Genomic DNA, 13,435 nt, shown 5'->3' with positions numbered 1-13,435 from the left:
TAACGGTTTTACTCAGTCATCACGGCTTTAGTAAGCAATCACGATTTTGCCCTGCATATGCCCCTCTGCCACTCGTGCATGGGCGGCATGCAGGTTTTCAACGCTCAGGCCGTGCAGGGTTTCGCTTAGCGTGCCTTGCAGTTTGCCCTCATCCACCAACTGGCTCACCTGCTTTAGGATTTCCCCTTGTTGGGCAATATCTGGCGTAGAAAACATGCTACGCGTGAACATAAACTCCCAATGCAAAGCGGCACTTTTCAGTTTTAACTGATTCTGATCCAAAGGTTTTTCATTCTCAACGATGGTGCATATCTGCCCCAGCGGTGCGATCAATTCGCTGATAGCCGGCCAGTGACCGTCTGTATCATTTAGGCAGAGAATGTAATCCACTTTATCGATACCTTCTTTTGCTAACTGTGCTTTCAGGTCGCGGTAATCAACCGTCAGGTCAGCTCCTCGTTCACGGCACCAAGCGGCAGATGCTGGGCGTGATGCGGTCGCAATCACTTTGACTTGGCTGCGTAAGGCGGCCAACGGAATCGCCAGTGATCCCACTCCACCCGCACCACCGATGATAAGCAGACTTTTTTCTGCGCTGGCCTGCTGAATCTTCAAGTGTTCAAACAAGGCTTCCCACGCGGTAATAGCGGTTAAAGGAATAGCGGCAGCCTGCGCCCAATTCATTGAGTGGGGTTTATGGGCTGCAATGCGGGCATCGACTAACTGTTGCTGTGCATTACTGCCAGCGCGAGTGATATCACCCGCGTACCAAACCTCATCACCCGCACGGAAACCGGTGACCTTCTCTCCAACACTGATCACCACCCCTGCGGCGTCCCAACCCAAAACCCGAGGCTGCTGTAGGCCATTCTTTTTTAAGCTGCTGTGTACTTTGGTATCCACCGGATTGATGGAGGCCGCTTTAACTTCAACCAGCAAATCAAATGGGCCGGGTGCGAGTCTATCTAGCGCGATTTCAACAAAGTCGGCAGGTTGTTGCGGGTTCACAGCAATGGCTTTAAAGGTCATTTTTATTGTCCTGTTGAGTGTGTTAAGAGAGTTTAGACCTAACTGATAGCAGTGATAAGATGGACAATCACTAACGCAGTGTTCGTTTGAGATAAACAATCATGTTTAAGCAACTGCAGGATATGGCGCTGTTTGCGCACGTGGCGGAATGCGGCAGTTTTACGCGTGCGGCGGAAAGGGTCGGATTGCCAAAATCGAGTGTTAGTCAGCGCATCAGCCAGTTAGAGCAACGTTTAGGGATTCGGTTGCTTAACCGAACCACTCGCCAGTTGAATCTGACCTTTGCCGGTGAACGGTATTTGTTGCATTGCCAAGAGATGTTGCAAGCGGCAGAGCGTGCGGATCTGGCACTGCAACGCCTGAAGGCGAATCCCAGTGGTCGTTTACGGATTTCGACGCCTGCCGGATTAGGTGCCACTTTGTTGGCGCGGTTGGCGACTGATTTTCAGCAACAATACCCCGATGTGCAGTTGGAAGTCTTGGTGTCAGATACCATGGTGGATTTGGTGGAAGAGGGATTTGATGTGGCCTTGCGAACCGGCAAACCACAGGATTCGTCGCTTATTGGTCGTCGGCTAGGTTACGCCCCTCGCTATCTGCTGGCCTCGCCAGACTATTTGGCGCAGCATCCACCCTTGTTACATCCACAACAATTGGAAGCACACCATTGTATCGCCCATCGTGCTTGGCAGGCGCTAATTTTACGCCGTGAAGATGAGTTTTATCGCTGGCAAGTGCCGGTGCAGCATGTGACGGATAACCTGTTGTATGCTCGAGAATGCGCACTAACAGGGGCGGGAATCACCTTACTGCCGGCATTTCTCAGCCGCGAAGTGGTAGCGAATCGCCAGTTGGTCGAAGTGCTGCCCGAATGGCAGGCTGAAGGGAATGAGCTGTATTTGGTCTACCCTAGCCGCAAACTCAACTCGCCCGCATTGAGTTGTTTCATTGATGTGGTGATTGGGCATCCGGTCTTTGAGGATTACGTGCAAGGGCTGGCAATGTCTTAAGTGCGTGGAGCCGGGATTGCCGACTCCACTTTGGCTTATTGGCCTGAGCAAAACGGTAAAACAGGTTAATCCAGATAGAACACTTCTCGGAGCGTCAGGCTCACTGGGCTGTTATCGGCATGAGTCGGCATGACATCGGCCATATGTTGCCACCAGCGCTGGCAAACGGCAGTGTCAGCCACGGCATTCCAGCGCGCTTCCGATTCAATTTCGACAAAACCAAACAGCAAATGGCGTGTTTCATCGATGAAAATCGAGTAGTGATGAGCACCCTGTGCTTTCAACACGGCTTCTAACTCCGGCCAAATGGGGGTGTGCCGACGCTGATATTCACCATGGGCATCAGGATTGACCTGCATGACAAACGCTTTGCGTATCATGATGTTATTCCCTCAAAGTGCCTGCAAGTAAAGTGCGCGTACTTGTTCACGATCCGCAGCCCTTGGGTTGCAAGGCGCGCAAGGATCGGCGAGTGCTTTATCTAACCAGCCTTCAATATCACTTTCCTCAATACCTAAGGCAGAAAATCCGGCAGGAATACCGACGCGCAACGACAGTTGGCGTATGGCGGCGATAGCCTGATGGCTGGCTTGTTCATCACTCATTGCTTGGGTGTTGACCCCCATTGCCTGCGCGATACGGGCAAAACGGCTGACGGCTTGCGGACGATTATATTCTTCAATCACGGGCAGCAAGATAGCATTGCAGACGCCATGAGGAAGGTTATGTGTCGCGCCCGGCTGATGCGCGAGTGCATGAACCAAGCCTAATCCAGCGCTGTTAAATGCCATCCCTGCCAGATATTGACCACATGCCATCATCTCTCGCGCCTGAAGGTTTTTACCCTCATCGACGGCGACTGGCAGCCATTGGCTAATCAGACGGATAGACTCTAGCGCGCAAGGGTCGGTTAATGTGTGCGCGCCGAGCGAAACATAGGCTTCGATGGCGTGGGTGAGGGCATCCATCCCTGTTGCGGCAGTGACGCTAGCAGGAATGTTAAGCATGACCTCAGGGTCGTCGACGGCAATGTCTGGAATGATATTCGTATCGATAATCACTTCTTTCACTTGCCGCTGACTATCAATGATGACGGCGTTGCTGGTCATTTCCGCTGCCGTGCCGGCTGTGGTATTGATAGCCACCAGTGGGACGCCAGGCTGTTTGACTTTGCCAATACCGGAGTAGGCCGTAGAGGGGCTAGGGTTGGCCGTCAGTATCTTAATGGCCTTAGCTGTATCGATGGGGCTGCCACCGCCAAAGGCGATCAGATAGTCGCACTCATGCTGAGTGAAGGCAGTTAAGCCAGCTTGGACTAAGGATTCTGTTGGATTAGGGAAAACGTCGCCAAACAGCGCATAAGATAACTGGTGCTGGTTCATGGCGGTAAACAAGCTGTCTAGCAAACCGAGTTCGACGAGTTGCCCGTCAGTCACAATCAGCGCCTTTCCCCACTGTTTATCGCGGAGCAATTGCACCATATCGCCAATAGCACCGGTGCCATGCAAACTTATTTTGGGTAGTGCCAACATGAAGCTCATCTTGTATTCCTCAAATAAGGCCTCTGTGATAACCGGCCCCCGTTAACGGAGGCCGGTTTTAAAGGTTAAGCGTCTAGCGCTGCCGCCAGTGGGGTGACATCAAAACGCGCGGCTAGGGCAATGAGTTGCTCACGTGAAATGGTCTGTTTCTTGCCCCCCATGGACAAGACTTTCACCATGATCTCGGCTGACTTCTCGGCGGTATCAATGAGGCCGAAAGCATCATCCAACGTGGGGCCGCTGCCGAAAATACCGTGGAAAGGCCAAAGTACGAGGCTATGGTTGCGCATTTGTTCCGCCGTCTGCGTACCAATCCCATCGGTGCCTGGCACCATCCATGGCACAATGCCAATACCATCAGGGAACACCACTAAGCATTCAGTACTGCCTTCCCATAACAACCGAGTGAAACTGGCATTATCCAGTTTTTGGACATAACTCAGCGCAATCAGATTGGTGGCGTGGCAGTGCATAATGACCCGATTAGTCCCGCCACTGACCTGCATCCGGACGATGTGAGACTGGAAATGCGCCGCTAATTCAGAGGTCGGCAGCCCCCCTTGAGTCAGTCCCCAGTGAATGTGATATGCCATACCATCAGCACTGACTTGCAGTAACACCAGATTTTCGGCTGGGTTTAATTCAACATTGCGGAAAAACTTTCCGGAACCGGTCACTAAAAACCAGCAGTTCGCCAGTTCAAGCGCGGGTTGCGTGAGCTCCACGTGGCGCGGTTGGGGGGAGAAATCACGACGATAAGGCTCAACTTCGGCGTCGAGCAATCGCAAGCTGATATTGCCACCGTTACGTTCATCCCAACCTTTACGCCACATATCACCTGTGGCTTTAATCATTCCCTGAATAAACCAGGAAGACAGAATAGTTTGCATAATAAATCCTTAACGTTGGCTGAGAGTCTGTTGTTCATATTCGCGTACTGCATCGAGCCAGCGGGCATCAACTGGAACATCATTGCGCTGGCAGTAACCTTCCCAAATAGCCTGCCAAGGCAGAGACTTCTGTTCTTCCAGCAGCGCCAGTCGTGCGGTGAAATCTCCGCGTAATTCCAGTTGGCGCAGCATATCGGTAGGTTCGAGTAAGGCGCGTAGTAAGGCTTTTTTCATGTTGCGCGTGCCAATAACCCAAGCAGCAATCCGGTTGATGGAGGCATCAAAGAAATCGAGGCCGATATGGACCCGATCAAACAAATTGTGTCGAATGATCTCACCGGCAATGGCCTGTGTTTCATCATCCAGCAACACCACATGGTCACTGTCCCAACGGACAGGACGGCTGACGTGGAGCAGCAGGCGTGGGACATACAGCATCGCGCTGGATATCTTGTCGGAAATGACTTCAGTGGGATGGAAGTGACCGGCGTCCAAGCACAGTGCAGTTTGGCGGCTGGTGGCATAACCCATATAAAATTCGTTGGAACCGACGGTGTAGCTTTCAGCGCCAATACCAAACAATTTGCTCTCAACAGCATCAATATGGTGAGCGGGGTTTAATGCTTCACTGATGACTTCATCTAACGCAGATAACAAGCGTTGGCGGGGGGCAAGCCGATCAACAGGGGTATCTTTCATGCCATCAGGGATCCAGATGTTCATGACAGAAGGTGTGCCCAACTGTTCGCCAAAATAGGCTGAAACGCGGCGGCTGGCCTGACAATGCTCAATCCAGAACTGGCGGATTTCAGGATTGGCGTGCGACAGGGTAAAGCCATCGGCACTGAGCGGGTGAGAGAAGCAAGAAGGGTTAAAATCCAACCCTAAATGATGCTTCTTCGCCCACTCAACCCAGTGTTTGAAGTGATGCGGCTCGATCTTATTGCGAGCAACAGGCGTGTCGGATTCGAGATAAATAGCATGTAAATTGAGGCGTTTAGGGCCAGGAATTAATGCCAGCGCTTGTTCCAGGTCAGCACGTAACTCACTAGCATTACGCGCTTTACCCGGATAATTTCCTGTTGCTTGAATACCACCGGTTAAAACGCCATCCGGATTCTCAAAACCGGTCACGTCATCGCCTTGCCAGCAATGCATGGAAATGGGCAGCGTATCAAGGCGGGCTAGTGCGGCATCAACATCAACACCGACCGCAGCAAAGCGCTGTTTAGCCAGCATCCAAGCCTGTTCAATAGAATTCGTCATATGCAAAGTTCCTTAGGTAATTGACTCAATGACTGGAATTGCGACCAGTGGGCAGCGAAGTCAGTGTTGTCGTGAGGGGATAGCGCGTGCATTGGGAAGTTTTTTGCTACGATGCGGCGGTAATGTGCGACATCCGCCACCTCGCCTAGCGAGATTAATTGGCTACCAATATTGCCCAGCGTGGAGGCTTCAATAGGCCCCATACTGACGGGTAAGCCACAGGCATCAGCACAGAGCTGATTCAAAAATTGGTTTTGGCATCCGCCACCGACAATATGCAAATGGCTGATGGGGCGCCCGCGAAGTTCTGCCAACTCTTGGGCTACTTGCCGGTACAACATGGCTAGGCTGTCAAAAATGCAGCGAGTCAGTTGAGCGGCCGTGATGGGAACGGGTAACCCGTGTTCGCGGCAGGCATTCTGAATTTCACGGCACATATTGGGCGGATTAATAAAGCGGCTATCATTAGGATTAATCAGCGAGCGACAGGCCGGTTGTTTTGCCGCTTGTTCAATAAGTTCAGGTAAGTCATCAATATGTAACTCGTCTACTGCACGTTGCAGTAACCAGAGGCCCATAATGTTTTTGAGTACGCGATAGCGTGCTTCAGCCCCCCCTTCATTGGTGATATTGCTCGACTGCGCCTGACAGTGGGTGAGTGGCAGACGACTTTCGAACCCCATCAGCGACCAAGTACCGGAACTGAGATAGGCGGCATCTGTATCCATCAGTGGCGCGGCGAGCACTGCACTGGCTGTGTCATGGGTGGCAACAGCAATGACTGGGACTTGCTGGCCGCGATGACTTTGCCAGTAGCCGATGGTGTTGCCAGGCTTGCTGGGTTTGCCAAACCAGTGAGGCGGTATACCGGCATAAGCCAACAAATCGCTATCCCAGTCACCGGTTTCGATGTTCAGAAGTTGGGTGGTGGTGGCATTGGTATATTCCCAGTTAAGCTGTCCGGTCAGGCGATAATGCAAATAGTCTGGGATCAGCAATAGATGGGCGACCTTGGCGAGCAAATGAGGTTGTTGTTCACTGAGTGCGCGTAATTGATACAGCGTGTTGAAGGGGAGAAATTGAATGCCGGTACGGCGATAAATCATATCGCTGCCCAATGTCTGCTGCGCCTGCTCCATCACACCCTGAGTACGGCTATCACGGTATGAAACAGGCAGTCCGACTCTTTCTCCTTGCTTATCGAGCAATACAAAATCAACACCCCAAGTGTCAATTCCAATGCTGTCTAGCCTGATCCCTTCGCTGTCGAGTTGATTTAGGCCACCACGGATAGCTTGTTCAATGGCGTCGATATCCCAGACGTCAGAGCCATCAATAGATTTAATTTGGTTGGTAAAGCGGCAAACCTCCCGCAAGGTCAGTTGTTGCTGACCGGGCAAGTAACTTGCCAGCATCACCCGTCCACTGGAGGCACCAAGGTCGATGGCGACCATGTGCCGTGCAATGGTTGGCTGCGCAACGGTTGACGTTGAAAATGTAGCTGGTATGGACATGATAGGCGACCTGTTGTTTCTCAATGTCCAACAGTGTAGAAATTTGCCTTATCACCGACCTTCTCAACACTGCCAATCGTGATGGCATGTTGGCAAAATGACGAAAGTGAAAGTGAAACAGCTCACAGTTTCGTCTTTACGTGGAACACCTCTCGCCTGTGACCCCGCGCATACTTTTCAACATTGCCGTGCATATCTAAAAAAAACCGCCGCCAAAGTCATTTTTAACGTCAAAAATTGAAGGTTTCCTTTCCTCTGCTGCTTTTACTATCAAGGTCTGAAGCAGGGCGATTTCGCCGTTCCTTTCGAAAGAGGGCAAAAGATGACTGTTTTGCACAGTATTGATTTTTTCGCTTCCAGTTTGGCGCCCATTGCCATTGAAACGCGTGCGCCACAAACGGCTTTCCCAGAACATCATCATGATTTTTATGAAATTGTTATCGTTGAAGAAGGCGCGGGAGTGCACGTTTTTAATGGACAGCCCCATACATTAAGCAGTGGCTGCGTCTGTTTTGTCCGCGATCACGATCGTCATTTGTTCGAATCGACTGATGCACTCTTTCTCACTAACGTATTATTTCGCGCGCCTGATGCCTTTCGTTTTTTATCCGGCGTCGGACATTTTTTGCCCCAAGAGTGTGAGGGTATTTACCCGTCTCATTGGCGGGTTAATGGTCAGACTTTGCAGCAAGTTAGGCACTTAATAGCTTGTTTAGCGCAGGTGCCAAAAAGTGATTTGGTTGAAGATATTGCTCTGCATGAAAGTGTCTTTATGCAACTTTTGGTGAAGCTGTGGCAAGGATGCCGTGCAGAGATCGGCAATGATCAGGAAGGGCGATTATGCCAACTGCTGGACTGGCTACAGAATCATTACAGCGAGGTGATTGAATGGTCGGAATTAGCCGACCGATTTGCATTGCCGTTGCGCACGCTACACCGCCAGTTAAAAAACCAAACTGGGATGACTCCCCAGCGTTATCTGACACGTTTGCGTTTACTGCAAGCCCGCCATCAATTGTGTTACAGCAACAATAACGTGACTGATATTGCATACCAGTGTGGTTTCGGTGACAGCAATCATTTTTCCACCTTGTTTAAGCGAGAATTCTCTCAGTCCCCCCGTGATTTACGTAGCCAGCTTTAGTGACTATGACCGCCTAACAGGCAAGGCGTGAATGGCATCACGGTAAAAATGGGGTATTCCGCCAATAATAAGATGCTCATTAATTAATCGATAACGATAAGGCTGCCGACATGCGAGCACCACTGCTGTTAGAAAGCCGAGACTATTTACCCTCGGAACACATGCCGGTGGCTGTCACCAACCGATACCCGCAGGAAGTTTTCGCAGAGCATACCCATCAATTTTGCGAAATTGTGATTGTTTGGCGGGGCAATGGCCTGCATGTATTGAATGATCACCCTTATCGCATTACCTGTGGTGATGTTTTTTATATTCAAGCGCAAGACCATCATAGCTATGAATCTGTCCATGACTTGGTACTAGACAACATCATTTATTGTCCCGAGCGGCTGCGTCTCAATGCGCAATGGCATAAATTACTGCCTCCTTTTGGCCATGAACAGAACCAAGGTTATTGGCGGCTAACCACCGAAGGGATGGCTCAGGCGCGGCCCATTATTCAGCAATTGGCGCAAGAGTCGCGCAAGACGGATTCATGGTCGATACAATTGACCGAGGCACTGTTACTGCAACTGGCGATCGTATTGAAACGCCATCGCTACCGGGCAGAACAATCGCACCTACTCCCTGATGGTGAGCAACTGGATTTAATTATGTCTGCGTTGCAGCAAAGTTTAGGAGTGCATTTTGATATGGCGGATTTTTGCTTTAAAAACCAGTTGGTTGAACGTTCTCTTAAACAATTATTCCGTCAGCAAACGGGCATGAGTATCAATCATTATCTACGTCAGATTCGATTATGCCATGCGAAGTGTTTATTACGTGGTAGCGAACATCGCATCAGTGATATCGCCGCTCGTTGTGGGTTTGAGGACAGTAATTACTTCTCTGCGGTGTTTACCCGCGAAGCCGGTATGACCCCGCGCGATTACCGTCAGCGCTTTATCCGCACACCGGCTAAGCGTGAGCTTGATAGCGCAGAACAACAGCGTAGTCCCATTATCTAACTCGATGAATGACGATAGTTGTCCTGTGATGATGGGCAGGTTTTGCAACACTGCCCGTGAAAGTATCAGCTTCAAGTCAGCGGGTTACGCTGCCATACCCAATCCGACAATATTGGCAGCCAGAATAATCACTAAACAACCAATACACAGAACGGTTACTGGCTTTTTGGTCGGGCATTTCCACTCTTTGAGTAACAGTCCAACAATCCCGCCACACAATACATAGAAACTCATGTGCAACATCCAGCTCATATAATCATATTGTTGCGGGATCTTGGCGTGGCCCCAAGCATAGAAGAAGAATTGCAGATACCACATCAAACCGGCTAACGCTGAGAACAGAATATTGCTGATCAGTAATGGCTTAGCGACAGCGAAGTCGGCTTTGACGGATAGATTTTTGAGTGTTGCCAAACGAATGAAGCAGTAACTCAAGTTGATGATGGCACCGCCCCCCATAATGATGACGTAGCTTGGCAGTGCCACATATAACGGGTTAATACCTAATGCGCTGGCTGCTTCATGCATCGGTTTCGCGGCATCCATGGCAAATGACATACCGGCAGAGAAAATGCCGCACATGACAGCCAATACGAGCCCTTTCTTTAGATTGAACTCTTCGGCCTGAATACCCATCGCCCGCTCTTTCAGCAGCCCAGCATAGCTAACGATGGCCACACCTATCAGCGCAACAAATACGCCAAGCAGCGTCATTCGCCCCCCAGCAGTCCCCAATAGCATGTCGAAACGCCCTTGGAGAATAGGCGTCATTAGCGTGCCGATAATCAGGGTGATACCGATGGCTATCCCAATCCCCATCGACATTCCAAGGTAGCGCATGGTGAGGCCGTAGTTGATATTACCAACCCCCCACATGGCACCGAACAGAAATACTGGCAATAGCGTGGCAAGACTAAAAGAACCGTAATATTGCCAAAAATCAGGTAATAACAAATAACTGACTGTCCAAGGAAGGATAAGCCAAGAGACTAATCCACCAATGGACCACATGGTTTCCCACGACCATTTCTTCACTTGCTTAAAGGGCGCATAGAAGCACGCCGCACTTGCAGCGCCCACCAGATGCCAAATTATCCCCAATATAATCGCATTGTTCATCTTATTATCCTTCGTTGTGATGATGCGGATAGGCGCCGAACGGGAAGGGCACAAACCGCTGATGACGAAGGAGTCTAAATAGTGTGCAGTTTTGTCACCTTCTGCTGGCTGCCTTAGGACAAGGAAAACTGGCAAAATTCAGTGGGTAAGAATGATAGTGATCACAGAATAGAATTCTGGTTGTGAGTGGCTGGGTAGGCGGGAGGTTTACCGCGGAAATAACAGAGGAACAGGGGGGCAATCTTGGTTGATGGAATGGTTATTCCTAATGAAAACGGCCTGCAATGGCAGGCCGTGAGTTGGGTTAAGTCAGGTTAAGTCATTACTTAACCATTTTCTTATATTTGATGCGATGGGGTTCCAGTGCCTCGGCACCCAGAGTGCGTTTTTTCCACTCTTCGTACTCGGTAAAGTTACCTTCGAAGAATTGCACTTTACCCTCATCTTGATAATCGATGATATGAGTCGCAATTCGGTCAAGGAACCAACGGTCATGGGAAATGACCATTGCGCAACCTGGGAATTCCAGCAAGGCGTTTTCCAGTGCGCGTAGCGTTTCGATATCCAGATCGTTGGTAGGTTCATCGAGCAGCAACATGTTACCGCCAACCTGTAGCAGCTTAGCCAAATGAATACGGCCACGCTCCCCACCAGACAACTCACCGACACGCTTACCTTGATCAATGCCTTTGAAGTTAAAGCGGCCCACGTAGGCGCGGCTTGGGATTTCAAAGTTGCCGATCTTCATGATGTCTTGGCCGCCGGAAACTTCTTCCCACACGGTTTTGCTGTCATCCATGTTGTCACGGAACTGATCAACCGAGGCCAACAGCACGGTATCGCCCAGCGAAATCGAACCAGAGTCTGGCTGTTCTTGGCCGGATAACATGCGGAACAGCGTTGATTTACCGGCACCGTTCGGGCCGATGATCCCAACGATGGCACCTTTTGGCAGCGCAAAAGTCAGATCATCAATCAACAGGCGGTCACCGTAAGATTTACTCAAGTGCTCCACTTCCAGCACTTTGTCCCCTAAACGTGGACCCGGTGGAATGAACAACTCGCTGGTTTCGTTACGTTTTTGATACTCAACGCTGTTAAGTTCTTCAAAGCGGGCCAGACGTGCTTTGCCTTTCGCCTGACGGCCTTTTGGATTCTGACGAACCCACTCCAGCTCTTTCTCAATGGACTTGCGACGGGCGGCTTCGGAAGAGGCTTCCAACGCCAGACGAGCATCTTTCTGCTCCAGCCATGAAGAGTAGTTGCCTTCCCATGGGATACCTTCGCCACGGTCCAACTCCAGAATCCAACCGGCTACGTTATCGAGGAAGTAACGGTCATGGGTAATGGCGACCACGGTGCCTTCATAATCGTGCAGGAAGCGTTCCAGCCATGCCACGGATTCCGCATCCAAGTGGTTGGTTGGTTCGTCCAGCAACAGCATGTCTGGTTTTTCCAGCAGCAGACGGCAAATCGCCACGCGGCGGCGTTCACCACCGGACAGATTCGCAATCTTGGCATCCCACGGCGGCAGGCGCAGAGCATCCGCAGCACGTTCTAACTGGTTATCCAGATTATGGCCATCTTGGGCTTGGATAATGGCTTCTAGCTCACCTTGCTCTTTCGCGAGTTTATCGAAATCTGCATCAGGGTCAGCATACAGCGCATAAACCTCATCCAAACGGGTCAGTGCGCGTTTAACATCGCCAACCGCCTCTTCAACTGATTCCCGCACCGTTTGCTCAAGATTTAGCTTGGGCTCCTGCGGCAAGTAACCAATTTTGATACCAGGTTGTGGGCGCGCTTCACCTTCAATGTCGGTATCAATACCCGCCATAATGCGCAACAAGGTTGATTTACCGGAACCATTCAGACCCAGTACACCAATTTTTGCCCCAGGGAAGAAACTCAGGGAGATGTTTTTCAAAATATGCCGTTTCGGTGGAACAATCTTACCGACACGATGCATGGAATAGACGTATTGAGCCACGTTGCGTCTGCCTCTCTTTTATTAGTGATGTCTGGTGCGGAGTGTAGCCCGTTTTGGTTGGAGTTCCCAGCTTCCCCTTCGTCCTTGCCGCCATAGCGTTGTTAGCTGCACTCAATAACCCGAATCACTGACTAGTGTCAGCTCATCGGGATGATTTCGTTTGCTGCCTAGCTGTGACAGCAATGACTTTGGGGACCCTTCGTGTTTGCCGCCATAGCGTTGTTAGCTGCACTCAATAACCCGAATCACTGACTAGTGTCAGCTCATCGGGATGATTTCGTTTGCTGCCTAGCTGTGACAGCAATGACTTTGGGGACCCTTCGTGTTTGCCGCCACAGCGTTGTTAGCTGCACTCGATAACCCGAATCACTGACTAGTGTCAGCTCATCGGGATGATTTCGTTTGCTGCGGCAAAAAACTAAGGTGCGGTGACTATCATGGCGACACGGCGATTCTCTGCTCGGCCTTTCGCGGTACGGTTATCGGCGACGGGTTCAAGCTTCCCTCTACCCCGCACGTCAATATTTGCTCTGGGAATACCAACGGCTGCCAGCGAATCGGCGACAGCGGCGGCACGCTGATAAGACAATTGTTGATTATAATTATCTTCACCAATGGCATCGGTATGACCATCAACCCGCAAATGAGTAATGTCCACGGCCACTAACGCCTTACCAATATTTTGTACTGTCTGAACACCGGCCGGATTAAGTTGCTTAATATCGCTATCGAATAGCACTTTATTCGCCATGCCAAACTCCCAGCCGTTATCGGTTAACTTAAACCCCTGAGCTTGTAATGCGGCAATCTGCTCAGCCGTCAAACCGGTACGGGGAGCTTGGCACCCTGCCAAAACCAATAAACTGAGAGCGAAAAAACTAAACCAGATACGGCTAATCAAAGGCTGATTTTTCAATCTTTGCAT

The 13,435-nt window shown here is 50.5% G+C and carries 12 protein-coding genes; 3 read left to right on the top strand and 9 right to left on the bottom strand.

All coding sequences use genetic code 11. The features are described 5' to 3' along the window. Positions 1-27 precede the first annotated feature (27 nt). On the bottom strand, positions 28-1,029 hold the full coding sequence (locus tag DA391_RS19175) for a zinc-binding alcohol dehydrogenase family protein (RefSeq protein WP_108088076.1): 1,002 nt from the start codon (positions 1,027-1,029) through the stop codon (positions 28-30). A 101-nt stretch (positions 1,030-1,130) separates the two neighbouring features. Between DA391_RS19175 and DA391_RS19170 the strand changes: the two genes are divergently transcribed. Beyond that, entirely contained in the window at positions 1,131-2,039 is a 909-nt protein-coding gene (locus tag DA391_RS19170) for a LysR family transcriptional regulator (protein ID WP_050285822.1), read from the top strand. A gap of 65 nt (positions 2,040-2,104) precedes the next feature. Here DA391_RS19170 and rhaM read toward each other — a convergent pair whose 3' ends face one another. From rhaM to rhaB, 5 genes are all read right to left on the bottom strand, one after another. Further along, positions 2,105-2,419, bottom strand: coding sequence for an L-rhamnose mutarotase (gene rhaM / locus DA391_RS19165; RefSeq protein ID WP_050080146.1), 315 nt, complete (start codon positions 2,417-2,419; stop codon positions 2,105-2,107). A gap of 12 nt (positions 2,420-2,431) precedes the next feature. Continuing rightward, the gene (gene fucO, locus DA391_RS19160) at positions 2,432-3,580 is read right to left on the bottom strand and encodes a lactaldehyde reductase (protein ID WP_050080147.1); all 1,149 of its coding nucleotides are present in this window, start codon (positions 3,578-3,580) and stop codon (positions 2,432-2,434) included. 65 nt (positions 3,581-3,645) lie between these two features. Further along, positions 3,646-4,470, bottom strand: a complete 825-nt coding sequence (gene rhaD / locus DA391_RS19155) for a rhamnulose-1-phosphate aldolase (RefSeq protein ID WP_050080148.1) — start codon at positions 4,468-4,470, stop codon at positions 3,646-3,648. 9 nt (positions 4,471-4,479) lie between these two features. Beyond that, positions 4,480-5,736, bottom strand: coding sequence for an L-rhamnose isomerase (locus DA391_RS19150; protein WP_050080149.1), 1,257 nt, complete (start codon positions 5,734-5,736; stop codon positions 4,480-4,482). Further along, positions 5,733-7,190 (bottom strand): rhamnulokinase, encoded by a 1,458-nt coding sequence (rhaB, locus tag DA391_RS19145; RefSeq protein ID WP_050872607.1) that lies wholly within the window; start codon positions 7,188-7,190, stop codon positions 5,733-5,735. Before rhaB ends, DA391_RS19150 begins: the two co-directional genes overlap by 4 nt. Positions 7,191-7,572: 382 nt before the next feature. Here rhaB and rhaS point away from each other — a divergent pair, with 382 nt between their 5' ends. Further along, a complete protein-coding gene (gene rhaS / locus DA391_RS19135; protein ID WP_050080150.1) occupies positions 7,573-8,394 on the top strand; it encodes an HTH-type transcriptional activator RhaS in 822 nt (273 codons plus the stop codon). 110 nt (positions 8,395-8,504) lie between these two features. Continuing rightward, on the top strand, positions 8,505-9,401 hold the full coding sequence (rhaR, locus tag DA391_RS19130; protein WP_050080151.1) for an HTH-type transcriptional activator RhaR: 897 nt from the start codon (positions 8,505-8,507) through the stop codon (positions 9,399-9,401). Between the two features lie 84 nt (positions 9,402-9,485). On the opposite strand, the gene rhaT is transcribed toward rhaR, so the two are convergent. The 3 genes from rhaT to DA391_RS19115 form a co-directional block, all read right to left on the bottom strand. Next, a complete protein-coding gene (rhaT, locus tag DA391_RS19125) occupies positions 9,486-10,520 on the bottom strand; it encodes an L-rhamnose/proton symporter RhaT (RefSeq protein ID WP_050080152.1) in 1,035 nt (344 codons plus the stop codon). A 322-nt stretch (positions 10,521-10,842) separates the two neighbouring features. Next, positions 10,843-12,510, bottom strand: coding sequence for an energy-dependent translational throttle protein EttA (gene ettA / locus DA391_RS19120; RefSeq protein WP_042806636.1), 1,668 nt, complete (start codon positions 12,508-12,510; stop codon positions 10,843-10,845). Between the two features lie 418 nt (positions 12,511-12,928). Beyond that, on the bottom strand, positions 12,929-13,435 hold the full coding sequence (locus DA391_RS19115) for an OmpA family protein (RefSeq protein WP_050872475.1): 507 nt from the start codon (positions 13,433-13,435) through the stop codon (positions 12,929-12,931).

The sequence above is a fragment of the Yersinia massiliensis genome, from assembly GCF_003048255.1.
In the GTDB taxonomy this organism is placed as follows: domain Bacteria; phylum Pseudomonadota; class Gammaproteobacteria; order Enterobacterales; family Enterobacteriaceae; genus Yersinia; species Yersinia massiliensis_A.
Note: the sequence above shows the minus strand (reverse complement) of the source record. Positions and strands in the feature narration are given on the sequence as shown.

Coding starts and splice junctions, on each gene's coding strand:
- rhaR (WP_050080151.1), top strand. CDS start 8,505: ATGCGAGCACCACTGCTGTTAGAAAGCCGAGACTATTTACCCTCGGAA.
- rhaM (WP_050080146.1), bottom strand. CDS start 2,419: ATGATACGCAAAGCGTTTGTCATGCAGGTCAATCCTGATGCCCATGGT.
- rhaT (WP_050080152.1), bottom strand. CDS start 10,520: ATGAACAATGCGATTATATTGGGGATAATTTGGCATCTGGTGGGCGCT.
- DA391_RS19170 (WP_050285822.1), top strand. CDS start 1,131: ATGTTTAAGCAACTGCAGGATATGGCGCTGTTTGCGCACGTGGCGGAA.
- rhaD (WP_050080148.1), bottom strand. CDS start 4,470: ATGCAAACTATTCTGTCTTCCTGGTTTATTCAGGGAATGATTAAAGCC.
- DA391_RS19115 (WP_050872475.1), bottom strand. CDS start 13,435: ATGCAAAGATTGAAAAATCAGCCTTTGATTAGCCGTATCTGGTTTAGT.
- DA391_RS19150 (WP_050080149.1), bottom strand. CDS start 5,736: ATGACGAATTCTATTGAACAGGCTTGGATGCTGGCTAAACAGCGCTTT.
- fucO (WP_050080147.1), bottom strand. CDS start 3,580: ATGAGCTTCATGTTGGCACTACCCAAAATAAGTTTGCATGGCACCGGT.
- DA391_RS19175 (WP_108088076.1), bottom strand. CDS start 1,029: ATGACCTTTAAAGCCATTGCTGTGAACCCGCAACAACCTGCCGACTTT.
- rhaB (WP_050872607.1), bottom strand. CDS start 7,190: ATGGTCGCCATCGACCTTGGTGCCTCCAGTGGACGGGTGATGCTGGCA.
- rhaS (WP_050080150.1), top strand. CDS start 7,573: ATGACTGTTTTGCACAGTATTGATTTTTTCGCTTCCAGTTTGGCGCCC.